This window comes from Lysobacter antibioticus HS124, assembly GCF_000336385.2.
Classification (GTDB): domain Bacteria; phylum Pseudomonadota; class Gammaproteobacteria; order Xanthomonadales; family Xanthomonadaceae; genus Lysobacter; species Lysobacter firmicutimachus.
Map to the genome: position 1 here is coordinate 57,891 of NZ_HG424515.1, position 22,294 is coordinate 80,184.

Consider the following 22,294-nt stretch of genomic DNA (forward strand, 5'->3'; position numbering starts at 1 on the left):
GGCGGCTCAAGGCGCCATCTGCGCCAGCTCGGCTTCCGGCAGCGGCAGCAACGTCCAGAATGCGGTGCGCTGCTTGGCCCAGTCCTGCGCGGCGTCGTTGAGGATCTCGATCAGCGTCGCCGCATCGTCGCCGAACTGCGCCTGCCACGGGCCGGCGTTCTCGATCAGCAGCAGATAGCCGGGCGCCGGCCACCAGGACAGGTCGTTGACGCAGTCGTTGAGCGCGTCCCAGTTGTGGCCGAACCAGTCGGGGAAGCGCAGGCCGCGGCCGATGCGGTCGAGGGCGTCGCGCTTGTCCTGACAGCCGGCGAAGTCCACTCGCGCCAGCGCGAACTCCAGTTCGGTCGCGGCGTCGGCCAGCGCGCGCGCATCGCGCGCGTCGATGAAATACGCCCCGGCCTGGGCCGGGTCGGCGAGCAGCTCGCGCGGATCGACCGGGCTCATCGTCCACCTCCGCTCGGTTCGAAGCGGGTGAAGCTGCGGTAGTGATCGTCGGTGTAGTAGTACTCGACCGGCGGATCGCCGCCGGTGACGATGCGGCGCGCCCCGCGGTCGTTCTCGCCCGGCGTGTCCACGGTGTATTCGCGGTAGTAGCCGCGCGGCTGGCGCGGCAGGCGCCGTTCGCGGTTCTGGAACACGCTGCCGTCCTGGCGATGCTCGAACGGGCCGCCGGCGGCGATGCGGCGCAGGGTGTCGGCCGCTTCCGGCGGCAGCGCGATCGAAGCGATCGGCGGCGTTTCGTCGTGGACGTTGCGTTCGGAGGCGACGATCGGCGACGGCCGCGCACCCGGCGCCGACGCGGGCGTGGTTGGGGCGGGCGAGGTGGGCGCGCGTTCCCCGCGCTGGCTCCAAGCCCACAGGCCGATCAACAACACGGCGGCGATCAGCCACAAATGGCGGCGCATGACGGACTCCTGGCGAACCGCGGCAGTGTAGGCCAAACGGCGCGGCACGGGCGCGGCGGCGCGCCCGATCGGGGGCGTCGGCTATCGCCGCATCCGCGTTGTGGGCACGGCGACGGGATTGCAGCGTTCGCAACGCGGCCGACGCCGGCGATGGGGCAGGCCGCCGCGTCGCGTTGCGACGGACCGGGCCGGCCGATCCATCGCCGCGGACGCCATCGCATCGTCGCGTTGGCGGCGCGGGTTCAGCCGCAGCTGACGCTGATCACCACGTTGTTCTCGTCGACGTACACGTTGACCCGGCCTTCGCGGTACTCCTTGGTCACGAATTGGCCCGGCTTGAGCACCCGCACCACATCGCCGCCGGCATCGACCCGGGCGCGTTCGACCGTGGCGGTGTCGGCGGTCTTGCCGGCCGCATGGGCCTGGGCGAGTTCGGCGTTGCAGCGCGGGCGCGGCGGCGGCGGCGCGGGTTCGCCTGCGGCGATCGCGGCGCTGTCGGCCGGCGAGGGCGCCGGTTCGGTGGAGCTGGGCATCTCGTCGGCGCGGGGCGTACCGGCGCAGGCGCTCAGCGCCAACGACAGCGAACCGGCGAGGGCGGCTGCGGCGAGCAGGCGTTGCAGCGTGGGGCGATCGGCAAAACGGCGCGGGGTCCGGCTCGGCATGACGGGGTCCTGGGCGAAAGCGCGCGCGGCGCGGTCCGGCCGAGCCTGCCTCGTGGCGGCTGTGCCCAGGGTTAACGCCGATCGCGGATCGTGCGATCCGCGACCGGGGTCGCGTCCGCGATCAGCCGCAGCGCAACCCGGTGATGGCGCCGCGTTCGTTGACGTCGATGTTCAAACGGTCTTCGCGATAGTCCATGGTGGCCGCGGTGCCGGGTTCGAGCACCCGCACCGACCGGCTGCCGCTCTCGACCCGGGCGCGTTCGACCACGTCGGCCGAGGGCGAGCGGCCGATCGCCCAGCGTGCGGCTTCGGGCTTGCAGATGCCGGGGCCGCCGCCGACGTCGGTGGGCGGAATCGGCGTGGCGCAGGCGGCGAGCAACAGGGACATCGCGGCGGCCGGCAGCAGGACGCGCAAACGGGCGAAGGAGGACATGGCGGAGGCTCCTGATCGGGTGTCGCGAGCCTGCGGCCGGCGACGTGTGCGGCGCATGAAGGCCGCGGGTCGCGCAGTGTAGCCGGCGCCGATGGCGCGGGAACGCGCCGGACTGTGCGGTTTGCGGCCCTTGCAGGCGACAGGCCGCAGGGCCGGCATCGGGGTAGGAGCGACGCAAGTCGCGACCGCGCCCTTGCCCGCTGCAGCGAACCGGGCGGCAAGCCTCCGCCTGTCTTTTGGTAGGCGCGTCATCAGCCGCCATGCGTTGTGGCCGCTTGCGTCGCCGTTGCGGTGTCGCGGTCGCGACTTGCGTCGTTCCTACTCCGCGGCGGCCAGCTCGGCGTGGGCCTGGACCAGGCGCGGCAGCAACTGGGCCAGGGTCGCCACGTCCTGATGGTTGTGCGCGATCACCCGGCGCAGCAGCGCGGCGCTGCCGCCGCGCAGGTATTGCAGCCACGCCGCGGGCGCTTGCGCGCCCGGCAGGTCGTCTTCGCGCAGGATGCGCAGCAGTTCGCGCTCGATCGTCGCCAGCTTGCAGTTCTCCCACACCCCGCGGTACAGCCGCCGGGTCGGAAACAGCAGGTCGACATGGTCGAGCCCGCTCAGCGGATTGGGCAGGCGCGCAAGCCGATAGCGGGTGTTGAGCAGCGGTGCGTCGTAGCAGCGGCCGTTGTAGCTCGACAGCATCGTGTCCGGCGACAGCCAGCGGGCGAACTCGCGCAGCATCGCCGGCTCGGCGGCGAGGCTGGCGATGGTCAGTTGGCGAATGCGCAGGCCGTCGCCATGCAGCGGATCGCGATGCCAGTCGGCGGCCCCGATCATGAAGGCACGGGTGCCGGTGCCGCCGGCCAGGCCGGTGGTTTCGGTGTCGAAGAATAGCAGGCGTTGCGGTTCGACGGTTTCGTCGGCGCGCTTGGCGAAGCCCAGCGACAGCGCCGAGGCCGGCAGCGGCAGCGGCAAGTGCGCTTGTTGGAAGTACAGGCCGGGGGCGATTTCCTCGCCCGGCAAGGAACGGTCGAGCGAACGCCGCGGGACGAGGCCGGGCGGGGCGCCGGCGGCGGAGGGCGCGACGTCGAACGCGGGCGGTCCAGCGTCCGCCACGGCCGGCAGCGGTTTGCGTTCGCGCAAGGCGATCAGCCGGCGCAGGGCATCGATGTCGGTGCGGGCGGCGCGGGCGGGAGCCGGCGCTTGGTCACCCACGGCGGCCGGTCCGGCCGCGGTTTGTCCGGGTGCGTTGCCGACCGCGAACGCCGATGGTGCGGCGACCACCGCGACGGCCGTATCCGTGCCGGGCTTGCGCTCGCGCAAGGCGATCAGGCGACGCAGTTGCTCGCTGTCGGTGGCGGGAGAGCGCCTTTGCGCATCGTCCAGAAAAGGAATGTCGGTGGCGGCGACAGAGACGGACGTTCGCTGTGGCGATGGATGCGGCCTGGGCGTGGATGTTCCGAGCGCAGAGCGAAGCCCCTCCAGCCCCCGTTCTTCGACGGCGGGAGCGCCGGCGTCGGCGCGGGGAATGCGCTGTGCGTCCGCGGCATGGCGACGGCCTGCGCTTGCGGACGCGGATGATGCCGGCGTCGCGGCCTGCGCCATCGGTGCGGGCGGCGAGGCGGCCGCCGGCGCTGAACTCCCCTCGGTCTGCCCCGCCTGCCGTTGCAACAGGCGCAGTTTGGCCAGGTCCAAGCTCACGCCGCGCCGTCCTCGCCGAGCAGGATCTGCTCGCGCGAGCTTGAGACGAGCCGGTCTGGCTCGTGCGAGGCCTCGTCGAACTCGTCCGCGTCGAGCGATGCACCGTCGCCCGAGTCTTCGCCAAGCAGCGCCAACACCTTCAAGGCCAACGCCTTCGGCGTCGCCGCACCGCTGCGGTCCTCGTCGGCGGCCAGCACCGGGCCGACGCAGGCCGGGCAGCCGGCACGGCAGTCGCAGCGGCCGACCAGTTCGCGCGCGCGCTGGACCAGCTCGGCCTGGCGCCGCCACAGCGGTTCGCTGAGGCCGACCCCGCCGGGGAAGTTGTCGTACAGATATACGGTGGGCACGAACTGCTGCACCTCCAGGGTCGCCAGCGACCCGGCCGCGACCTCGGACTCGACCCCGCGCAACTGGCCGCGGCCGCTCGCGTCCTGGGTCGCGAACCAGGCGCCGTCGCCGTTGCCGACCGATTTCTGCAGGTCGCGCGCGTCGGCCATCACCGCCACGGTGGCGACCACGTGCAGCGCGTGCGCGGCGCCGAGGAAACCGTCCAGCGCGTCCTGGCGCGAATCGAAGCGCGACAGCAGCACGCCCTGCGGCAGTTGCCACCACACCGCGGTGGTGTGCAGCTCCTGGTCGGGCAGGTTGACCGGGCCGTAGCCGATGTTCTCGTGCGTGTAGTAGCGGATCTTCTTGTAACCGGCCACGCGCCGGACCACGTGCACTTCGCCGTGGTGGCTGTCGCCGCGTCCGGCGGCGCCGCCGTCGAAGCGGTCCAGCACCTTGAGCTTGGTGTAGTCGATCGAGTCGGTGTAGTAGTCGACATGGGTGCGGGCGACATAGGCCTTGCGCCCGTCCCAGTCCAGCCGCTCGACCTGGTAGGGCACCGACTGCACCATGTGGATCGCGCCTTCGTACAGGGTCAGCGCCGCGGCCGAGTAGTCGACCTCGGCGATGATCGCCTGACGGCCGTCGCTGCGGTCGACCACGACGAAGTTGCCGTCGGCGACCGAGCGCAGGCTGACCGCGTTGGCCGGGTAGCTGTCGGCGATCCATTCCCAGCGCTCGCCCTCGCGGTGGACCACGCCGGTTTCGGCCAGCGCTTCCAGGAACACCGCCGGATCGATCGGACCGAAGCCTTCGCCGTGCTGGAACGGCAGCTCGAACGCGGCGCAGCGGATGTGGTCGAACAGCACCAGCGGCTGGTCGGGGGCGATGCGCGCGTGTTCGGGCGGCGCGTCGGCGAAGAAGTCCGGATGCCGCACCATGTACTGGTCGAGCGGCTGCGAATTGGCCACCAGCACGCCCAGCGCCGGCTGCCGGCGGCGCCCGGCGCGGCCGAAGCGCTGCCAGGTCGCGGCGACCGAGCCCGGGTAGCCGTTGAGCACGACCACGTCGAGGCTGCCGATGTCCACGCCCAGTTCCAGCGCCGAGGTCGAGACGATGCCGTCGATGCGGCCATCGCGCATCGCCCGCTCGGCCTCGCGCCGCTCGCTCGGCAGGTAGCCGCCGCGATAGGCGCGGATCCGCGCCGGCTTGCGCGGATCGTGGTCGAACACGTCCTTGAGGTATTTGGTCAGCACCTCGACCATCAGCCGGGTCTGGGCGAACACCAGGGTCTTCAGCCCGGCCTTGATCGCGATGCGGGCGATGCGGTTGCTCTGCGAGCGCGCCGAGGCGCGCAGGCCCAGGTCGGGATTGATCACCGGCGGGTTCCACAGCAGCACGTGCTTGTCGCCGGTCGGGGCGCCGGATTCCAGGATCGCCCGCACCGGACGCTCGATCAGCGCCTCGGCGTGGGCCTGGGGATTGCCGATCGTCGCCGAGCACAGGATGAACTGCGGCCGCGCGCCGTAGAAGGCGCAGATCCGCTGCAGCCGGCGCAGCACGTTGGCGACGTGGCTGCCGAACACGCCGCGGTAGGTGTGGATCTCGTCGATCACCACGTAACGCAGGTTCTCGAAGAACTGCGCCCATTTGGTGTGATGCGGCAGGATCGCCTGGTGCAGCATGTCGGGGTTGGAGACCACGATGTCGCCGTGCAGGCGGATCGCCTGGCGCGCGTCGCCGGGGGTGTCGCCGTCGAAGGTGAAGGCTTTCACCCCGAGGTCGCCGGCGCGGTTGAGCTCCAGCAGCTCGGCGACCTGGTCCTGGGCCAGGGCCTTGGTCGGAAACAGGTACAGCGCTTTCGACGCCGGCGCGCCGCGGGCGCCGGCCATGGCCGCGGCCACCACCGGCAGGGTGTAGCACAGCGACTTGCCCGAGGCGGTCGGGGTCACCACCGCCACGTCCTCGCCGGCCTGGGTCGCGGCCCAGGCCTCGGCCTGATGGCTGTAGAGCCGCTCGATCCCGCGTGCGCGCAACGCCCGCCGCAGCGGTTCGGGCAGATCCTCCGGCAGCGGCGCGTAGCGGCCCTCGCGGCCGGGCAGGGTGAAGGCGCCGGTGATGCGGTCGCGGTAGCGGCGCTGCAGCCGCTCGGCCAGGGCGCCGCCGTGGCCGGCGTCGATCGCCTCCTCGCTGCGCGCCAGGGCCTGCGAGCGTTGCGCGGCGGGGACGAGGTCGCGCGGGGTCGGATCGATCAGGGCGGACATGGGCGGCGGGCTACCGGCGACGAACGGGAGTCTCGTTGTACGCGACGCGGGTCTCAGCGTATGAGACGGCCGCATGCGGGGCGTTCCCGCCTCCGGCCACATGCGATTCAGGCCGCGGCGCCGCGCAGCGGGTATCCTTGCGCGCCGCAAAACGCTCCAGTCCCATGAAGATCGGCATCGATTTCGGCACCAGCTACTCCGCCGCCGCGGCGGTGATCGACGGCGCGGTGCGCACGGTCCAGTTCGGCGAGGAACGCCAGTTCCGCACCACCGTGTACTTTCCCGAGGCGGTGCCCGACCCGAGCCGGTTCGAGCTGACCGATGCGCTGGAGGCCGAGGTCGATGCCCTGGTGCGCAGCGCCCGCGCCCAGCAGACCCGCGCGCTCAACGAGGCCCAGGCCCGGCGCGAGCAGGCCGCGCGCCTGCCCGCCGAACAGCGCGAGGCCGCGTTGGCGCTGATCCCGGCGCCGGCGCAGCGCAATGAGGCCGACCTGCGCCGCGACGCGATCCGCGCCGTGCGCCGGCAATGGCTGGAACAACAGGTGCGCGAGGCGCGCGCTTCGGCCGCGACCCTGCAGAACGCGGTCTACGGCGAGGACGCGGTCGAGGCCTACCTGAGCGAAGGCTTCGGCAACCTGGTGCAGTCGCCCAAGTCCATGCTCGGCTACCAGTTGGCGCCGAACGTGCGCCAGACCATCGTCGGCATCGCCGGCTACATCCTCGAACACATCCGCCTCAGCGCCAGCCAGCAGCTCGGCGCCAACGTGCGCGCGGCGGTGCTGGGGCGGCCGGTGCAGTTCCGCAGCTCGATGGGCGCGGCCGGCGGCGACCAGGCCCTGGCGATCCTGACCGAGGCCGCGCAGGGCGCCGGCTTCGACGAGGTCGAGTTCCTCGAAGAGCCGGTGGCGGCGGCGCTGGGCTACCACGCCCAGAGCGCGCGCCGCCACCGCACCCTGGTGGTCGACATCGGCGGCGGCACCACCGACGTGACCCTGGCCGAAGTCGGCGGCGACCAGGCCCCGGTCGTGCTCGGTTCCTGGGGCATCGCCCGCGGCGGCGTCGATGTCGACCTGTCGCTGAGCCTGTCGCGCTTCATGCCGCTGTTCGGCAAGGGCGCCACCCGGGTGCCGGCGCACCACTTCGTCGAGGCCGCGACCGTGCACGACGTGGTGCGCCAGCGCGAATTCCAGCGCCGCGACAGCTATCGCGAGGTCGAGGCCCCGTTCGGTCCGCGCCTGATCGCCTTGCAGCAGACCGGCAACACCACCCGCCTCAGCCGCGCGGTCGAAGCGACCAAGATCCGGCTCAGCAGCCAGGCCGACAGCCGCGTCGAACTCGACTACATCGAAACCGGCCTCGGCCTGGCATCGAGCGCGGCCGACCTGGGCCAGGCCGCCGAGCCCTTCCTCGGCTTCGTCGGCGAACTGCTGGCCGAAGTCGCGGCGGACATCGGCGAGCCGCCCACGACCGTGTTCCTGACCGGCGGCATGTCGCGCGCGCCCTACGTGCGCGAAGCCGTGCGCCGCTGCTTCCCGGACGCCAAGCAGGTCGCCGGCGATCCTTCGCTGGGCGTGGTGTCGGGGCTGGCGTTCGCGGCGTTGCGCAAGGGGTGAGCCAAGGTCGTCGCGGAGCCAGCCGATTACGCGACAGGCGCTTCTCCCTTGGCGCGCACGCGCGACGGCAGCGACAGCAATCGCGATGCCCGCAGGCAAGACTTCTGGATCTCGTCGGTGAGCCGGGGGAGGATCGGGTGATCCAGGCCGTCTTCCCGCATTCGCCTGGCCTCCGTCAGCGCCAGGTCCGGCAGCTGGGATGCCATCCCCTTGAGGACATCGACGACGAAACCCGGTTCGAGGGACAGCTCCGAACTCAGCGAAATCCAATCGTTGATGTTGACGTCCCACCAGCGATAGTGATTTCCGATCTTCATCGCCAAGTTGATCTTTCTCTGCAGGCGTTTCTTGTACGGAAGCACGCTGGAGATGTCGTATAGCGGCGCCAGACGAATGGCGCCGCGTTCTCCGAGGAGCAGCGAGTAGTTCTTCGCATGCGCGTCGGTTCCGGCGATCATCCAATTGAAGCCCAATGCGAGGAACAGCTGTTCGACGTCTTCTCTGGCATCGCTCGAATGCAATCTGAGCAAGGCGGCCATGCTCTTTGGCGAAGGGCCGCCTTGGTTCTGGTACTTGCGTTGAGGAGGCGTTGCCAGCGCTTGGCAGAAATCTTCCTGATGGATTCGCTGCCAAGCGCCGTCTTCGCGCCGATCACGGTCGTAGCGCTCCACGCATATCGCTTTCTCGTTCCCGAATCGAACGACCTGCGTTCGCGCGGAGTTCATTCCCAGTTCGGCCGCAAGACGCAGGCAGAAATGCTCGTTTTCGGCGAATCCGTCGAAATCCCCGCTGGGTGGCTTGAGGATATGGGTAGTGGGAATCCGGCCGCTCGGAACATACCACCGAGCATCTTCTTCGAGCAGGGCGATCTTCGGCTGCGCGCCGGCCAGGCTGAACTGGCCGACATCGTCGGGTCGGCGTGACGCGCCGCTGTCCTGGCGAAGGCGGCGCAACCGATCGGCGATGTCCGCCTCGTCCAGCGGCTCTTGGCCGTCCATTTTTCCTTCGAGCAAGTCCTGCAGACGCTCGGGCTTGATGAACTGCAAAGCGCCGGCACAGTCTTCGCCCACGTGCGCAAGCAGGGCTACGGGGTTGCTGGCCGACACTTGGTAGGTCTGCGCCCAGCGTTGCAAGGTGTGTGCGTTGTCCGGGAGCAAGCCCCAAAGCACCGCCGAAATCCTTTCTTGGTCGAAGCTTTCGAAGGAGAACGGCAAGCAAAGAGAAAGAGGGATCGCTTCGGGCGAGTCGCGCCAAGCGCTTTCATAGCGGAAATGGAGGCCGCCGGCCCGATCGGTCCATACGGTTCCGATATGTTGCCCGTTGAGCAGTGTCCAAAGCTCCATCAGCGCTTCTTTCCTTTTTTCACGCTGCTATCGGAGGCGGCGGATTTTTCCGAGGCCGGTTTCTTCTTCGCCTTGGTTTTGGCGTCCTTCGGCTTCCGCGGCTGGGGCGCGCGGGGGGAGGTCGCAGCGTCGGCCTTGCCTTTGCGCGTACCGGTTGCGGCCAACAATTGTGCGGCCGATTGCGGCTGCGGGCGTTCGACGAATTGAGTGGCCGCTCGCAGCGTGCTGGAGCCGCGCAGGATCTCTGCGGCGGACTTGGGTAGCGGTGGCCGGGCGAGTTGGGCGACGGCCCGCAACGTGGTGGAGCTTCTCAGGATTTCGGCGGCGGACTTGGGTAGCGGTGGCTGGGCGAGTTGGGCGGCGGCCCGCAACGTGGTGGAGCTTCTCAGAATTTCCGCGGCGGATTTGGATTGTCTCGGCGGAGCGAGTTGGGCCGCTTGTCGCAAAACACTGGAACTACGCAGAATGGCCGCTGCCGCGGAGTTCGGCTGCGAACGACTCAGTTCGGCCAGCCGCGCGGCAGCGCTGGTGCTGGATTCTTCCGTCGTGGCGGATCTTGGAGCAGAGGCGATATCCGAGCGAGACTTGCTTCGCCGGGTTCGATCGGGTCGTGCGCGGGACGCATCGACCGCATTCTGCGTAGCTGGCCCTTCGAGGACTGCGCTCGTCAAAGACAAGCCCAATGCGTTCAAACTGCGCAGTATCAGTTCCAGTTCGGCGCGAGGTTTGCCCTTTTCCACATCAATCACCCATTGACGACTGACTCCTACCTGGCGCGCGAGCGTCGCCTGATCCCAGCCGAGTTGTTTGCGGCGGCTGCGGATAACGGCGGCCAGATCTTGCGGGGTCTTGATGATGGGCATGGCGGCGGAAGTCAGCGATCGTTGACTTACTTATTATGTCGCCGTTCGTGTACATTAGGTGAATGTCGACGATCGATTACATTTGGCTAATGTCGGCGATCGGTTACATAGTCGGGCTGCGCTGGCAAAGGCATGCCATCCGCCGATAGGCCGGCGCGCTGATCCTTAGGAAATACCGATGCCAGGACGACCCCATTCCCCCGCCTGCGAGCGCAACCGCGAGCCCATCCTGGCCGTGCTGCGCGAATGCTTCGCCGACCGCCGCGAGGCGCTGGAGATCGGCAGCGGCACCGGCCAGCACGCGGTGCACTTCGCCGCGGCGATGCCGTGGCTGCGCTGGCAGTGTTCGGATCGCGCCGAGCACCTGTCCGGCATCCGGCTGTGGCTGGACGAGGCGGGGCTGGCGAACACGCCGGCACCGATCGCGCTGGAGGCGGTGGCCGGGTCGGCGACCGGGCTGGTGCCGTTGCCGGCGCCGCCGCCCGCAGCGGACAGACGCGGGCCGGGTTTTGATGCGGCGTTCAGCGCCAACACCCTGCACATCATGAGTTGGCCGCAGGTCGAGGCGCTCTTCGCCGGCTTGGCGGCGGTGCTGGCCGCGCAGGCCACGGTCGCGGTCTATGGGCCGTTCAATTACCAAGGGCGTTACACCAGCGACAGCAACCGCGAATTCGATGCCTGGCTGAAGGCGCGCGATCCGGCGTCGGGCCTGCGCGATGCCGAGGCGGTCGACGCCTTGGCCGCCGGCCACGGCCTGGCCCTGGCCGCCGACCTGGCCATGCCGGCCAACAACCACTGCCGGGTCTGGCGGCGCGGCGCTTGAGTGCGCGGCGAAATGCCGCGTATCGGCGTTGACGGCGACGGGCCGCCGCCCCGCACAATGGCGCCGTCCTCGCTGTGGGTCTGCGCCGATGCTTCCTTCTTCGATCCGTCGTTGGTTGCCGGCCCTGGCCGCGTTGGCCGTCGTCGCCTGCGATACGTCCCAGGCGCCGCAACGCGCCGCGGTTTCGGCGGCGAACCCGACGCCGGCCGCAGCCGCCTCGCCGCCTTGGCAGGTCGACGACTGGCCGCTGCCGGTCGACGGCGGCGCCCAGCCGGATCTGATCGCCACCCCCGACGGCGGCCTGCTGCTGTCGTGGATCGAATCGCGCGAGGGCCTGCACGCGCTGAAGTTCGCCCAGGCCGATGCGAACGGGCGCTGGCGCGGCGCGCCGCGGACCGTCGCGCACGGCCGCGACTGGTTCGTGAACTGGGCCGACACGCCGCACTTGGCGATGGCGGCCGACGGCGCGCTGTGGGCCCATTGGCTGCGCAAGTCGGGCGCCGCACCCTACGCCTACGACGTGGTGCTGGTGCGCTCGGCCGACGGCGGCGCGCATTGGTCGGCGCCGTTGGCGGTCAACGACGACGGCACCGCGACCGAACACGGCTTCGTTTCGCTGTGGGCCGAGGGCGCCGACGCGATGCGGGTGGCGTGGCTCGACGGCCGCGCCAGCGGCAAAGGCGAGGGCCATGGCGAACACGCCGGCCACGGCGGCGCCATGACCTTGCGCAGCGTGCGTTTCGGCGCCGACCTCAAACGTTCCGGCGAAGCGGTACTCGATACCCGCACCTGCGACTGCTGCCAGACCGACGCCGTCGCGACCGCGCGCGGCGCCTTGCTGGTCTACCGCGACCGCGGCGAGCAGGAGGTGCGCGACATCGCCGCGACCCGTCTGGTCGACGGCGCCTGGACGCCGCCGCAACCGGTGCACGGCGACGGCTGGGTGATGCCGGGGTGTCCGGTCAACGGGCCGGCGGTCGCGGCCCAAGGCGACCGCGCCCTGGTGGCCTGGTACACCGGCGCCGGCGAGGCGCCGTCGGTGCGGGTCGCCGCCAGCGCCGACGGCGGCGAGCGCTTCGGCGCGCCCTTGATCCTGGACCGCGGCGAAGCCGTCCAGGGCCGGGTCGATCTTGCATTGGATGCGGAGCAGGCCTGGGTGCTGTGGCTGCGCGAGGATCGCGATGGACAGCGCCTGCAGTTGGCGCGGTTGGCGCCGGATCTGGCGCAGGAACGGCAGCGATTGAATCTGGCCCAGGTGCGCGGCCGCGGCCGCGGCACTGGCTTCCCGCAACTGGCCCTGGCCGGCGGCCGGGCCTATGCGGTCTGGACCGATCTGGTCGATGGCCGGGCGCGGCTGCGCGGGGCCTGGGTTCAGCCCGAAGCGACGGTACGCAGCAAAGGCGAATCGAACATCGCCGCCGGCGCGATCACCGGTTCGTCCAGCGGCACGCGTTCGCCGTAACGCTCGCGCAGCTTGGCCTTCACCGCCGGATCGTCGAGGCGGAAGCTGCGCAGCGGCCGGGTCTGGCCGATGCGCAGGCCGAGTCCGCGCTGGTAGAGCTTCCAGGCCAGCTCGCTGCAGTAGATGCGCCGGTCCGACCATTCGAACGCCAGGTCGTAGCGCCGGCCGAGGAACGGCGCCGCCTGCGCACGCAGCCGCGCCTGCTGGGCCGCGTCCGGTGGCGTGCGCAGGCGCTTGAGCACGTAATGGCCGCGTTCGCCGCGCGCGATCCAGGTCGCCAGCGGGGTGTAGGAGACCGGGTCGATCGCTTCGAACACGTAAGGCCGGCCGTCGCGGTGCAGGATCACGCCCATATGGCTGTAGCGCGAGCCGGTCGCGCGCTGGATCGCCTGGCTTTGCGAGGAGCGCGAGACCTGGAAGATCAGGTCGCCGTCGCGCACGGCCGGCAGCCGCGCCTGCGCCGCCGCGCTGGCCGCCAGCAGCAAGGCGAACAGCGGGGCGAACAGCGAGGTCGGCGCGCGGCGCATGGGTTCAGTCCGCGACCGGCGCGGTGGCGAACAGGCGCACGTCGTGGCTTTCGCCGTTCATGCGCATCGTGCCTTCGTCGCGCAGGCCCAGGCGCTCCAGCACCCGGATCGAGGCGGCGTTGGCCGGATGGACGATCGCCAGCACCCGCGGCAGCGCCAGCACATCGCGCGCGTAGCGCAGCACCGCCGCGCCGGCCTCCTGCGCGTAGCCGCGCGCGCGATGGCGCGGCAGGTAGGCGTAGCCGATGTCCGGGTCGGGCAGGGCATCGCGGCGCAGCAGGCCGCACATGCCGATCGGTTCGCCGCCGTCGCGCAGTTCGACCCGCCACAGGCCGAAGCCGTTGCGGGCGTAGCTGGCCGCCGGGCCGTCGGCGATGTAGCGCGCGGCGGTGTCCAGATCGCGCACCCCGCGGTCGCCGATGTTCTGCAGGAAGGCCGGGTCGGTGACCAGTTCGAGGATGAAAGGCGCGTCGGCGGGGGTGAGTTCGCGCAGCAGCAGGCGTTCGGTCTGGATCGGCAGGGTCGGCGGCATCGGGCGAGCGGGCGGGAGTGAGGACGCGGGCAACGATACGACAGTGGCGGGCGCCGGTGTGGCGACGATGAAGTCGGCGCGGCGACGCGGCTAGACTGGACGGCCGTCCGCTGTCGTCGTCCGCGCATGACCGTCCTGTCCGCTCCGCCCGAACTATTGCATCCCATCGCCGACGACAAGCGCCGCGCGGTGCTAGACGCCCTGGCGGCGATCGAGCGCGAGCACGCGGTGCGGATCGTCTATGCCTGCGAGTCGGGCAGCCGCGGCTGGGGCTTCTCCTCGCCCGACAGCGACTACGACGCGCGCTTCGTCTACGTGCACGAGCGCGACTGGTACCTGACCGTCAACGAGCTGACCGGTCCGAACCAGCCGCAGCGCGACGTGATCGAGCTGCCGATCGAGCACGACCTGGACGTCAGCGGCTGGGACCTGCGCAAGGCCTTGCGCCTGTTGTCCAAGTCCAACCCGACCCTGCTGGAATGGGTGCGCTCGCCGGTGGTGTACCGCGAGGACCCCGTGCTGGGCCCCGGCCTGCGCCGGCTGGCCGAGCAGTGCTACTCGCCGATCGCGGCCTGGCACCACTATTTGAGCCTGGCCAGCGGCACCTTCCGCGGTCACCTCGGCGGCGAGGCGATCCGCACCAAGAAGTACCTGTACGCGCTGCGCCCGGTGCTGGCCTGTCAATGGATCGAACGTGAGCGCACGCCGCCGCCGATGGCGTTCGAACACCTGCTGGAACCCCTGCTGCCGGACGGGCCGGTGCGTGCGGCCATCGACGCCCTGCTGGAGCGCAAGCGGCGCAGCGCCGAAACCGAGGCCGGGCCGCGGATCGCCGCGATCAGCGATTTCCTCGAAGCCGAGTTGGCGCGGATGCAGGCGCCGCCGCCGTCGTTGCCCGCCGGCGGCGGGCGGCAGCAGGCGCTGGACGCGTACTTCCGCTCGGCGCTGGGGTGAGCGGGTAGAGCGCCGAGCAAGAGCGAATCCCCCGGCGCCGCCGCGACGCGGGCATCCGGACGATGCCCGCGTCAGCCCCCAATTTTCCTAGGGGCCACTTGAAAGCGGAAGCGAATTCTCGCGAACGCGCGCCAGGCCGCCGCCGCCGCAAGTCGTCCCCGCTTGAAAACGGGGGAAGGGCGGATTGGCTTCTGCCTTGCCTCCTCCGCCCGTCCGGGGGCCCGGCGCGCGCCTCAGTTCGACAACGGCAGCGGCGGCTGCAGCGGCTCGATCGTGCCCTCGCCGCGCATCACCTTCTTGTACTCGGCGCGCGAGACCGAGATGTAGCGGTCGTTGCCGCCGATCTCGACCTGCGGCCCGTCCTGCACCGCGCGCCCGCTGCCGTCGACGCGCACGTTCATGGTCGCCTTCTTGCCCGAGTGGCAGATGGTCTTGATCTCGCTGAGTTCGTCGGCCCAGGCCAGCAGGTATTGGCTGCCCTCGAACAGCTCGCCGCGGAAATCCGTGCGCAGGCCGTAGCACAGCACCGGAATGCGCAGCGCGTCGACCACCTCGCTGAGCTGCCAGACCTGGGCCTTGGTCAGGAACTGGGCCTCGTCGACCAGTACGCAATGCAGCGCGCTGCGCGCGGCGATGTCGGCACGGATCAGCGCTTCCAGGTCCTGGTCGCGATCGAAGGCCACGCCGTCGGCGCGCAGGCCGATGCGCGAGGCCACCGTGCCGCGCCCGGCGCGGTCGTCCAGGCGCGGGGTGAGGATCGCCACGCGCATGCCGCGTTCGCGGTAGTTGTGCGCCGACTGCAGCAACGTCGTGGTCTTGCCGGCGTTCATCGCCGAATAATAGAAATAGAGCTTGGCCATGCGTGCAGTGTAGGCCGCGCCCGGTCCGCGCCACAGACTTGACGGCGCCCGCGACGGGCGCCGCAGCGGCCGGTCCGCCGGGGGCGGTGTAGGGGCCGCCCCCGGCGGGTTCAGTTCGTGCGCGGCGCGGTCTGCGCCGGGCCGACCTCGACGTTGCCGTCGCGCCAGACCACGTCCTCGGCCGCCCAGTAGCGCGCGCTGTCGAAGCGCCAGTCGTGGTACATCGCGGTCAGGTCGATGGCGCCGGGCTCGAACAGGCGGGCCGGGCCGGGGGTCATGACCTGCAGCTGGCCGACGTCGCCGGTACGGCTGCCGGTGATCTCGCGCTTGGACCGCGCCAGCGCGCGTTCGAAGCGCGGCTTGGCGGCGCGGTCGCCGTATTCGTCGTACAGCGCGCCGCCTTCGCGCAGGGCGCGTTCGCGCTCGGCCTCTCCCAGTGCCTGCCACATCTTCTCGCGCAGGATCGCGAACTGCGGGTACTGGCGTTCGGCGGCCAGGTCGGCCCAGGCGTAGGCCAGCGAGCGGTCCTGCGGCGCCCCCAGGCCGTACCAGTACATCAGGCTCAGCCGGTGCTGCGAATACTTGTCGGCGTAGCGCGCCGCTCGGCGGAAATGGCGGAAGGCGTCGTCCCAGGCGCCGCGCGCGGCGGCCTGACTGCCGTACAGGCGCCACAACTCGTTGGGATGGGTCTTGGCCATGCGGCTGCGCAGGTCGAACTGCTCGCGCTGCATGCGGTCGCTGTCGGCGCCGACCGCGTCGGCGGCTGCCGAGGCGTCGTCCGGTGCGGCCAGGACGGGGGCGGCGAACGCGCCGCCGAGGGCGATTGCGAGTGTGAGCAGCCGTTTCATGCCGGGTCCTCCTCGGTGGGGGCGGCGGCTTCGCGGCCGGGCCCCATGCAGCGAACCATACGCCGCGCCGGGGCGGACGGGAATCGCATCGATCGCGATTTCGGCCGGATTCGTCCCGCACGGACGGGGTGCCGCCCATTTACTCGCCGGTACCCGCCGGCGCGCTCGGCCCGGTCGCGGCCGGTCGGCTAAACTGCCGCGCCCGGGCCGGCTCCCCGCCGGCGACGAAGATCGCATGCAAGGCCTCAATCCCCCCCAGCGCGCCGCCGTCCTGCACACCGACGGCCCCCTGCTCGTGCTCGCCGGCGCGGGCAGCGGCAAGACCCGCGTGATCGTCGAGAAGATCGCCCACCTGATCGCCAGCGGCCGCATGCCGGCCAAGCGCATCGCCGCGATCACGTTCACCAACAAGTCGGCCAAGGAAATGCGCGAGCGCGTGGCCAAGCGGATCCGCGGCGACGGCGCCGACGGCCTGACCATCTGCACCTTCCACGCCCTGGGCCTGAAGTTCCTGCAGATCGAGCACGCCAAGGCCGGCCTGCGGCGCGGCTTCAGCGTGTTCGACAGCGACGACAGCGCGGCCCAGGTCAAGGACCTGATGCCGGCCGGGACCAAGCCCGACGTGCTCGAGGACATGCGCAACCTGATCTCGCGGGCCAAGAACGCCGGCCTGTCGCCGGGCGAGGCGATGGCGGCCTCGCGCACCCCGCGCGAGATCGAGGCCGCGGTGCTGTACGAGCGCTACCAGTCGCGCCTGACCACCTTCAACGCGGTCGACTTCGACGACCTGATCCGGCTGCCGGTGGAGCTGCTGGAAAGGCACACCGACCTGCAGCTGGCTTGGCGCGAGCGCATCGGCTACCTGTTGGTCGACGAATGCCAGGACACCAACGACGCTCAGTACCGCCTGCTCAAGGCCCTGGCCGGACCGAAGGGCCTGTTCACCTGCGTGGGCGACGACGACCAGTCCATCTACGCCTGGCGCGGCGCCAATCCCGACAACCTGCTCGAACTGGGCAAGGACTATCCCAGCCTGCAGATCATCAAGCTGGAGCAGAACTACCGCTGCAGCAACCGGGTGCTGCGCGCGGCCAACGCGCTGATCGCCAACAACCCGCACGAACACCCCAAGACTCTGTGGAGCGACCAGGCCGACGGCGAGCGGATCAAGGTCTGGGAATGCCGCGACAGCGCCCACGAAGCGGAGAAGGTCGCCGCCGAGATCCACTTCCTGGCACAGAAGCACCAGGCGCCGTGGAGCGATTTCTGCATCCTGTTCCGCGGCAACCACCAGAGCCGCGCGCTGGAAAAAGCGCTGCAGCTGCTGCGCGTGCCCTACCACCTCAGCGGCGGCACCGCGTTCCTGGAGCGCGGCGAGGTCAAGGACGCGCTGTCTTGGCTGCGCCTGATCGCCAATCCCGACGACGACACCGCCTTCCTGCGCGCGGTGACCTCGCCCAAGCGCGAGATCGGCGCCACCACCCTGGCCAAGCTGGCCGAAATGGCCCAGAACGCGCAGTTGCCGATGTCGCGCATGGCCGAGTCGATCCACGCGATCAAGCAGCTGACCCCGCGCGCCGGCACCGCCCTGGACGGCTTCGTCCAGATCGTGCGCTATTTGCGCGACCAGGCGCAGAAGATCAGCCCGGCCGAACTGGTCGGCGTGCTCGCCGAGCGCAGCGGCCTGCTGTCGGCGATGCGCGCGCAGTGCAAGGACGAGGCCAGCTTCCAGCGGCGCAAGGAAAACCTGGAGGAACTGTCGGGCTGGTTCGACGGCGGCCGCGGCTCCGGCCCCGGCGAACTGGCGGCGCAGTTGGCGCTGCTGTCGCACGCCGACAAGGGCGAGCCCGGCAACCAGGTGCGGCTGATGAGCCTGCACGCGGCCAAGGGCCTGGAGTTCCGCTTCGTGTTCATCGTCGGCGTCGAGGACGGCAACCTGCCGCACGACGCCAGCCTCGACGAAGGCCGCCTCGACGAGGAGCGCCGGCTGATGTACGTGGGGATCACCCGCGCCAAGGAAGTGCTGTACCTGTCGCATTCGCGCGAGACCCAGCGCTGGGGCGAGCGGATCCGGCTCAAGCCCAGCCGCTTCATCGACGAGTTGCCGGCCGAAGAGCTGCAGCGCGACGGCGCCGACCCGGTCGCCGACGCGGCGCGCAAGCGCGAGCGCTCGATGGCCGGATTCGCGGCGATCAAGGCCCTGTTGGAAGAGGGCTGAGGCCAGATCGAGATTGAACGTTAAACTCATCTGTGCCGGATGACTGTGTCTTTGTCGACGAAGCGGGATTTTTTGTCGCTTGGATTGGCGTTGTTCTTACGGGGTGATTCCGACGAAATGAAAATATCCCCTGTTACTCATTGTGAAATTGTCGACTATTGGGCATCCCGTCAAAGTGAATGTGGCTTGTCCGTTGATTGGGATGAGGCGAAGAATCGCTGTTGGCGCTGTACAGGAAAGCGAAAACTTCAACGATGCCATATTGTTCCGCGTGCTTTGGGGGGTGGGGAGCAGCCGAGTAATCTGGTGCTGCTATGTGCGCAGTGTCATTCGGAAGCGCCGAATGTGGCTGATCCAGAATTTATGTGGACTTGGTTGCGTGCGCATGCTGCCGTTTTCTATGGGGGCTACTGGCAGCAGCGCGGATTTCAGGAGTACGAAGTAATTTTTGGGGAGAAACCTTTCTCCAGATTTTCCGATCCGGAAACGACGCTGCTCCGGGTGTGCAAGGCAATGAAAGAACTCTTGCAGAAAACCAGTGTTCATTGGGGGCAAGGGAAGATTAATCCTGCAACGGTTGCTTGGGTTTTGCGGCGAGCAGAGGACAGTGCGGGGGAGGTGGTGTGAGCAGGGGATCGACTGGGTAGGACGGACATGTCTTCGTAGGCATTTGACGTCTGAATTGGCTAGGCTGGCCGCTGCCGAACCCACCGAGCGGATCGCCATGACCCTGCTGATCAACGCCTATTCCACCCTCGCCGCGCCGCCGCCGCCGGAGTTCGCGCGCGCGCCGGCCAACCGCCGCGACCGCAGCGATCCGGAACTGGTGCCGCATCTGCAGGGGTTCGTCGGCTATGTGCTGGGCACGGTCGAACAGGGCATGGACGCGCGCACCTTCGCGGTGATCCGGCACCTGCAACGGGTCCAGACCCACTACAGCTTCGAGGTCGAGGACGACGCCTTCGACGCCCTGACCGCCTGGGGCCAGGCCGCCAACGCGATCTGCTTCCTGCCCGACGGCAGCGTGCGCGATGCCGCCGGCAACGTCCTGGTCAGCCGCGGCGAACCGCCGGTGGAGGCCGATGCGGCGCTGCCGTACCCGGCCGACGCGCGCGAGCGCAAGGCGCGCAACGAGCGGGCCTTGCGCGCGCTCGGCGCGCAGCCGCCGGCGCACCTGCCGCCGGTGCTCGGCGAAGGCGAGGTGCGGCTGCGCGGAAGCGAAGAAAGCATGCGGCGGATGCTGGCCCTGTGCGCGGTCGCGGTGCGCGCCGAGTCGTTGCATTCGCAGCCGCTGTCGACCCAGGAAATCGCGGCCAAGCTCGGCCCCGGCGTCGCCGCGCTGAGCCCGGCCGAGCGCGACTTCATCGACGCCCAAGCGCCGGATGAGGAAGCCTGGGCCGACCAGGGCTGGCGCTACGAAAGCGCGGCGCTGCTGCAATGGGCGCTGGGCTTGCGCGAGGCCTTGCCCGAGCCGACCGCGACCTGCGACGCCGCCGATGTCGCCCGGATCGCGATCGCCGAGGCCGACGAGGCGCGCATCGCCCAGGCCCGGTTGCGTCCCACCGCCGAACTGCTCGACGCCCTGGACGCGATCTACCGTCGCCACTGGCTGGTGCGCCAGGCCCGTCTGGACGAACGCGAGCCGCCGATCGGCTTGCACCCCAGCGTCGTGTACGAGCGCCACTACGCCCTCAACTGGTTGCTGCGCTTCGACGAGCAGGATTGGGACGAGGTCGGTACGCCCACCTAGGGACAGCAGACCAGGGATCGGCGCCAGAAGCCGGCCACTCGCCCGGTGGCTGCTGATTTTTGCCGCCGATCCGTTATCTTCCAGCTTTCATGCACCGTGCCGCCATGTCTTCCTTCATCGTCCGCGACGCCGCCTCCGCCGACCATCCGGCCATCCTCGCCCTCAATCTGGAGTCGGAGGACTTGATGAGTCCGATGGACGCCGCGCGGCTGCTCGAGCTGGAACGCGCGTCGGCCTATCACCGGGTGGTCTGCGACGGCGACGAGGTGGTCGCGTTCCTGCTGGCGATGCGCGAGGGCGCCGCCTACGACAGCCCCAACTACTTGTGGTTCGGCGAACGTTATCCGGCGTTCCTCTACGTCGACCGGATCGCGGTCGCGGGCAGTCATCGCGGGCGCGGACTCGGCGGATTGCTCTACGACGATCTGTTCGGTTTCGCCCGCGAGGGCGGCTTCGAGCGCGTCGCCTGCGAGTTCTACATCGTGCCGTTCAACCAGGCGTCCAGCCGCTTCCACGCCCGCTACGGTTTCGCCGAGGTCGGCACGCAATGGGTCGCGCAGGGGCGCAGGCAGGTATCGCTGCAGATCGCGCCGGTGGCGGCCGCGAACGGCTAGACATCACCGCCGCGGCATCGGGCCGCTGCACGAAGCGCAAGGACGGGATAGGGACATGCCGAAGATGAGCCGCCGCCGCGCGCATCGCTTCGTTCAATGCCGGCTCTCTCCGCCGCTGCGCGCCTGGGTCCTGGCCCTGGGCCTGGCGAGGGCGCTGCCGGCCGCCGCCGAAGCCGAGCTCGGCAGTTCGCCTGCCGACCGCCACCCGGACTATCCCTGCCTGGTCGCCCTGTTGCAGCAATTGCTCGACGCTGACGGCCCGGGCGGCACCAACACGTTCCACATCGGGCGGGTGATCGAACATCCCGATCAGGACCACGACACCGTGCGGGTGTACTGGCCGCGCTCGCAGGCGATCTTGCTGGTCCAGCTCGGCCGCGCAGGCTGCGCCGATCCGCGCCAGCGTCACGACGACCTCGCCTTGGATTGGTATCGCGGCAAGGCGCGGATCGACCTGCGCCGCGATGTGGTCGCCGACGAAGCGGCGATGCGGGGCAGCAGTTACCTGGTGTCGCGGCCTTGGGTCGACGAGGTGGTCCGCGATGCGCGCGAGCGCGGCGTCGCGCTGACCTTGCGCCGCGCGTCCTGGCGCGCGCGCCGCGCCGCCGCCGCGCAATCGCCCTGACGCGGGGTCGGCCGCGCTCGACACGGTTTTGCGCCACGGCCTAAACTCGGCCGTTTCCCGGGACCTCTCGCGCATGCACATCCGCGCCCTGCCTATCGCCGTCCTCGCTGCCACCGTGGCGCTGGCCGCCTGCAAGCCCCAGCCGGGCCAGACCGCGGCGCCGGCCGCATCCGTCGCCGCGCCGGCCGCCAAGCCCGCCGCCGGGCAGGCCGACGACAACCTCAATGCGGTGCTGTGGATGCAGCGCGCGGTCGAGTACCGCGCCAGCACCGAGACGATCTACCGCGCCGCCGCCGACAAGCTCGACCTCGCGCTGAAGCAGCCGAACTGGGACGCGCTGGTGCCCGACGAGCGCGGCAATCCGGCCAAGGGCCTGAAGCCGGCGGTGATCATGGACGTCGACGAGACCGTGCTCGACAACTCGCCGTACCAGGCGCGCCTGGTGCGCGACGGCAAGGAATACGATGAAGCGAGCTGGGACGCCTGGGTCGCGGAAAAGAAGGCCAAGCCGTTGCCGGGCGTGGTCGATTTCGCCAAGGCCGCGCAGGCCAAGGGCGTGACGATTCTGTACCTGTCCAACCGTGCCGTGCACCTGAAGGACGCAACCCTGGCCAACCTGCGCAGCGCCGGCCTGCCGGTCGCCGACGATCAGGTGTTCCTCGGCCTGGGCACGGTGGTCGAGGGCTGCGAGCAGAACGGCAGCGAAAAGAACTGCCGGCGCCTGTTGGCCGGCCGCCAGTACCGCGTGCTGATGCAGTTCGGCGACCAGATGGGCGACTTCGTGCAGGTCGTGGCGAACACGCCGGAAGGTCGCGACGCCTTGCTGCAGCAGTACCACGACTGGTTCGGCGAACGCTGGTGGATGCTGCCCAACCCGAGCTACGGTTCGTGGGAGGCGATGACCTTCAACAACGACTACGGTCAGCCGCGCGAGGCCCGCCGCGCGGCCAAGCGCGCCGCGCTGGACGTGGCGCCCTGAGCCATC

The 22,294-nt window shown here is 70.1% G+C and carries 22 protein-coding genes; 10 read left to right on the forward strand and 12 right to left on the reverse strand.

Going from position 1 to position 22,294, the window contains the following annotated elements:
• Window positions 1-6: 6 nt before the first annotated feature.
• From TX83_RS13720 to TX83_RS13745, 6 genes are all read right to left on the reverse strand, one after another.
• Window positions 7-444: a barstar family protein gene (locus TX83_RS13720; protein WP_064748532.1), complete on the reverse strand. Its 438-nt coding sequence runs from the start codon at window positions 442-444 to the stop codon at window positions 7-9.
• Entirely contained in the window at window positions 441-905 is a 465-nt protein-coding gene (locus tag TX83_RS13725; protein ID WP_064748553.1) for a ribonuclease domain-containing protein, read from the reverse strand. The genes TX83_RS13720 and TX83_RS13725 overlap by 4 nt, the downstream gene beginning before the upstream one ends.
• 242 nt (window positions 906-1,147) lie before the next feature.
• On the reverse strand, window positions 1,148-1,567 hold the full coding sequence (locus TX83_RS13730) for an I78 family peptidase inhibitor (protein ID WP_064748533.1): 420 nt from the start codon (window positions 1,565-1,567) through the stop codon (window positions 1,148-1,150).
• 121 nt (window positions 1,568-1,688) lie between these two features.
• Window positions 1,689-2,000: an I78 family peptidase inhibitor gene (locus TX83_RS13735; protein WP_064748534.1), complete on the reverse strand. Its 312-nt coding sequence runs from the start codon at window positions 1,998-2,000 to the stop codon at window positions 1,689-1,691.
• 318 nt (window positions 2,001-2,318) lie between these two features.
• On the reverse strand, window positions 2,319-3,590 hold the full coding sequence (locus tag TX83_RS13740; RefSeq protein ID WP_428992569.1) for a ribonuclease H-like domain-containing protein: 1,272 nt from the start codon (window positions 3,588-3,590) through the stop codon (window positions 2,319-2,321).
• Window positions 3,591-3,682: 92 nt separating this feature from the next.
• Window positions 3,683-6,277, reverse strand: coding sequence for a DEAD/DEAH box helicase (locus TX83_RS13745; RefSeq protein ID WP_079248225.1), 2,595 nt, complete (start codon window positions 6,275-6,277; stop codon window positions 3,683-3,685).
• A 164-nt stretch (window positions 6,278-6,441) separates the two neighbouring features.
• Here TX83_RS13745 and TX83_RS13750 point away from each other — a divergent pair, with 164 nt between their 5' ends.
• The gene (locus TX83_RS13750) at window positions 6,442-7,890 is read left to right on the forward strand and encodes an Hsp70 family protein (protein ID WP_064748536.1); all 1,449 of its coding nucleotides are present in this window, start codon (window positions 6,442-6,444) and stop codon (window positions 7,888-7,890) included.
• 26 nt (window positions 7,891-7,916) lie between these two features.
• Here the strand turns inward: TX83_RS13750 and TX83_RS13755 are convergent, their stop codons facing one another.
• Window positions 7,917-9,233, reverse strand: coding sequence for a type II toxin-antitoxin system HipA family toxin (locus TX83_RS13755; RefSeq protein ID WP_064748537.1), 1,317 nt, complete (start codon window positions 9,231-9,233; stop codon window positions 7,917-7,919).
• Window positions 9,233-10,096 (reverse strand): helix-turn-helix transcriptional regulator, encoded by an 864-nt coding sequence (locus TX83_RS13760; protein WP_075575163.1) that lies wholly within the window; start codon window positions 10,094-10,096, stop codon window positions 9,233-9,235. The genes TX83_RS13755 and TX83_RS13760 overlap by 1 nt, the downstream gene beginning before the upstream one ends.
• 178 nt (window positions 10,097-10,274) lie before the next feature.
• Here TX83_RS13760 and TX83_RS13765 point away from each other — a divergent pair, with 178 nt between their 5' ends.
• Window positions 10,275-10,919, forward strand: coding sequence for a DUF938 domain-containing protein (locus TX83_RS13765; RefSeq protein WP_064748539.1), 645 nt, complete (start codon window positions 10,275-10,277; stop codon window positions 10,917-10,919).
• A gap of 88 nt (window positions 10,920-11,007) precedes the next feature.
• Window positions 11,008-12,381: a hypothetical protein gene (locus TX83_RS13770; protein WP_141233506.1), complete on the forward strand. Its 1,374-nt coding sequence runs from the start codon at window positions 11,008-11,010 to the stop codon at window positions 12,379-12,381.
• Here the strand turns inward: TX83_RS13770 and TX83_RS13775 are convergent.
• Entirely contained in the window at window positions 12,291-12,908 is a 618-nt protein-coding gene (locus TX83_RS13775) for a YiiX family permuted papain-like enzyme (RefSeq protein ID WP_064748543.1), read from the reverse strand. The two genes, TX83_RS13770 and TX83_RS13775, sit on opposite strands and share 91 nt — an antisense overlap.
• Window positions 12,909-12,912: 4 nt before the next feature.
• Window positions 12,913-13,440: a GNAT family N-acetyltransferase gene (locus tag TX83_RS13780; protein ID WP_064748544.1), complete on the reverse strand. Its 528-nt coding sequence runs from the start codon at window positions 13,438-13,440 to the stop codon at window positions 12,913-12,915.
• A 126-nt stretch (window positions 13,441-13,566) separates the two neighbouring features.
• Here TX83_RS13780 and TX83_RS13785 point away from each other — a divergent pair, with 126 nt between their 5' ends.
• Entirely contained in the window at window positions 13,567-14,394 is an 828-nt protein-coding gene (locus TX83_RS13785; RefSeq protein WP_064748545.1) for a nucleotidyltransferase domain-containing protein, read from the forward strand.
• Window positions 14,395-14,627: 233 nt separating this feature from the next.
• On the opposite strand, the gene TX83_RS13790 is transcribed toward TX83_RS13785, so the two are convergent.
• Both TX83_RS13790 and TX83_RS13795 read right to left on the reverse strand, forming a co-directional pair.
• Window positions 14,628-15,254, reverse strand: coding sequence for a thymidine kinase (locus tag TX83_RS13790; RefSeq protein WP_064748546.1), 627 nt, complete (start codon window positions 15,252-15,254; stop codon window positions 14,628-14,630).
• A 110-nt stretch (window positions 15,255-15,364) separates the two neighbouring features.
• Window positions 15,365-16,102 carry a sel1 repeat family protein gene (locus TX83_RS13795; protein WP_064748547.1) on the reverse strand — a complete coding sequence of 246 codons (738 nt, stop codon included), beginning with the start codon at window positions 16,100-16,102 and terminating at the stop codon, window positions 15,365-15,367.
• A 235-nt stretch (window positions 16,103-16,337) separates the two neighbouring features.
• Between TX83_RS13795 and TX83_RS13800 the strand changes: the two genes are divergently transcribed.
• From TX83_RS13800 to TX83_RS13825, 6 genes are all read left to right on the forward strand, one after another.
• Window positions 16,338-18,320, forward strand: a complete 1,983-nt coding sequence (locus TX83_RS13800; protein WP_064748548.1) for a UvrD-helicase domain-containing protein — start codon at window positions 16,338-16,340, stop codon at window positions 18,318-18,320.
• 39 nt (window positions 18,321-18,359) lie between these two features.
• Window positions 18,360-18,947 (forward strand): HNH endonuclease, encoded by a 588-nt coding sequence (locus tag TX83_RS13805; protein WP_222423766.1) that lies wholly within the window; start codon window positions 18,360-18,362, stop codon window positions 18,945-18,947.
• 97 nt (window positions 18,948-19,044) lie between these two features.
• Window positions 19,045-20,070 (forward strand): DUF4272 domain-containing protein, encoded by a 1,026-nt coding sequence (locus tag TX83_RS13810; protein ID WP_064748549.1) that lies wholly within the window; start codon window positions 19,045-19,047, stop codon window positions 20,068-20,070.
• Between the two features lie 104 nt (window positions 20,071-20,174).
• On the forward strand, window positions 20,175-20,684 hold the full coding sequence (locus TX83_RS13815) for a GNAT family N-acetyltransferase (RefSeq protein WP_261370133.1): 510 nt from the start codon (window positions 20,175-20,177) through the stop codon (window positions 20,682-20,684).
• Window positions 20,685-20,748: 64 nt separating this feature from the next.
• Complete coding sequence (locus tag TX83_RS13820; RefSeq protein WP_186442598.1) at window positions 20,749-21,309, forward strand: hypothetical protein; 561 nt, start codon at window positions 20,749-20,751, stop codon at window positions 21,307-21,309.
• 73 nt (window positions 21,310-21,382) lie between these two features.
• The gene (locus TX83_RS13825) at window positions 21,383-22,288 is read left to right on the forward strand and encodes a 5'-nucleotidase, lipoprotein e(P4) family (protein WP_064748551.1); all 906 of its coding nucleotides are present in this window, start codon (window positions 21,383-21,385) and stop codon (window positions 22,286-22,288) included.
• Window positions 22,289-22,294 lie beyond the last annotated feature (6 nt).

Excerpts from the sequence above, each read along its gene's own strand:
- TX83_RS13720 (WP_064748532.1), bottom strand. The coding sequence starts at position 444 with ATGAGCCCGGTCGATCCGCGCGAGCTGCTCGCCGACCCGGCCCAGGCC.
- TX83_RS13725 (WP_064748553.1), bottom strand. The coding sequence starts at position 905 with ATGCGCCGCCATTTGTGGCTGATCGCCGCCGTGTTGTTGATCGGCCTG.
- TX83_RS13730 (WP_064748533.1), bottom strand. The coding sequence starts at position 1,567 with ATGCCGAGCCGGACCCCGCGCCGTTTTGCCGATCGCCCCACGCTGCAA.
- TX83_RS13735 (WP_064748534.1), bottom strand. The coding sequence starts at position 2,000 with ATGTCCTCCTTCGCCCGTTTGCGCGTCCTGCTGCCGGCCGCCGCGATG.
- TX83_RS13740 (WP_428992569.1), bottom strand. The coding sequence starts at position 3,590 with ATGGCGCAGGCCGCGACGCCGGCATCATCCGCGTCCGCAAGCGCAGGC.
- TX83_RS13745 (WP_079248225.1), bottom strand. The coding sequence starts at position 6,277 with ATGTCCGCCCTGATCGATCCGACCCCGCGCGACCTCGTCCCCGCCGCG.
- TX83_RS13750 (WP_064748536.1), top strand. The coding sequence starts at position 6,442 with ATGAAGATCGGCATCGATTTCGGCACCAGCTACTCCGCCGCCGCGGCG.
- TX83_RS13755 (WP_064748537.1), bottom strand. The coding sequence starts at position 9,233 with ATGGAGCTTTGGACACTGCTCAACGGGCAACATATCGGAACCGTATGG.
- TX83_RS13760 (WP_075575163.1), bottom strand. The coding sequence starts at position 10,096 with ATGCCCATCATCAAGACCCCGCAAGATCTGGCCGCCGTTATCCGCAGC.
- TX83_RS13765 (WP_064748539.1), top strand. The coding sequence starts at position 10,275 with ATGCCAGGACGACCCCATTCCCCCGCCTGCGAGCGCAACCGCGAGCCC.
- TX83_RS13770 (WP_141233506.1), top strand. The coding sequence starts at position 11,008 with ATGCTTCCTTCTTCGATCCGTCGTTGGTTGCCGGCCCTGGCCGCGTTG.
- TX83_RS13775 (WP_064748543.1), bottom strand. The coding sequence starts at position 12,908 with ATGCGCCGCGCGCCGACCTCGCTGTTCGCCCCGCTGTTCGCCTTGCTG.
- TX83_RS13780 (WP_064748544.1), bottom strand. The coding sequence starts at position 13,440 with ATGCCGCCGACCCTGCCGATCCAGACCGAACGCCTGCTGCTGCGCGAA.
- TX83_RS13785 (WP_064748545.1), top strand. The coding sequence starts at position 13,567 with ATGACCGTCCTGTCCGCTCCGCCCGAACTATTGCATCCCATCGCCGAC.
- TX83_RS13790 (WP_064748546.1), bottom strand. The coding sequence starts at position 15,254 with ATGGCCAAGCTCTATTTCTATTATTCGGCGATGAACGCCGGCAAGACC.
- TX83_RS13795 (WP_064748547.1), bottom strand. The coding sequence starts at position 16,102 with ATGAAACGGCTGCTCACACTCGCAATCGCCCTCGGCGGCGCGTTCGCC.
- TX83_RS13800 (WP_064748548.1), top strand. The coding sequence starts at position 16,338 with ATGCAAGGCCTCAATCCCCCCCAGCGCGCCGCCGTCCTGCACACCGAC.
- TX83_RS13805 (WP_222423766.1), top strand. The coding sequence starts at position 18,360 with ATGACTGTGTCTTTGTCGACGAAGCGGGATTTTTTGTCGCTTGGATTG.
- TX83_RS13810 (WP_064748549.1), top strand. The coding sequence starts at position 19,045 with ATGACCCTGCTGATCAACGCCTATTCCACCCTCGCCGCGCCGCCGCCG.
- TX83_RS13815 (WP_261370133.1), top strand. The coding sequence starts at position 20,175 with ATGTCTTCCTTCATCGTCCGCGACGCCGCCTCCGCCGACCATCCGGCC.
- TX83_RS13820 (WP_186442598.1), top strand. The coding sequence starts at position 20,749 with ATGAGCCGCCGCCGCGCGCATCGCTTCGTTCAATGCCGGCTCTCTCCG.
- TX83_RS13825 (WP_064748551.1), top strand. The coding sequence starts at position 21,383 with ATGCACATCCGCGCCCTGCCTATCGCCGTCCTCGCTGCCACCGTGGCG.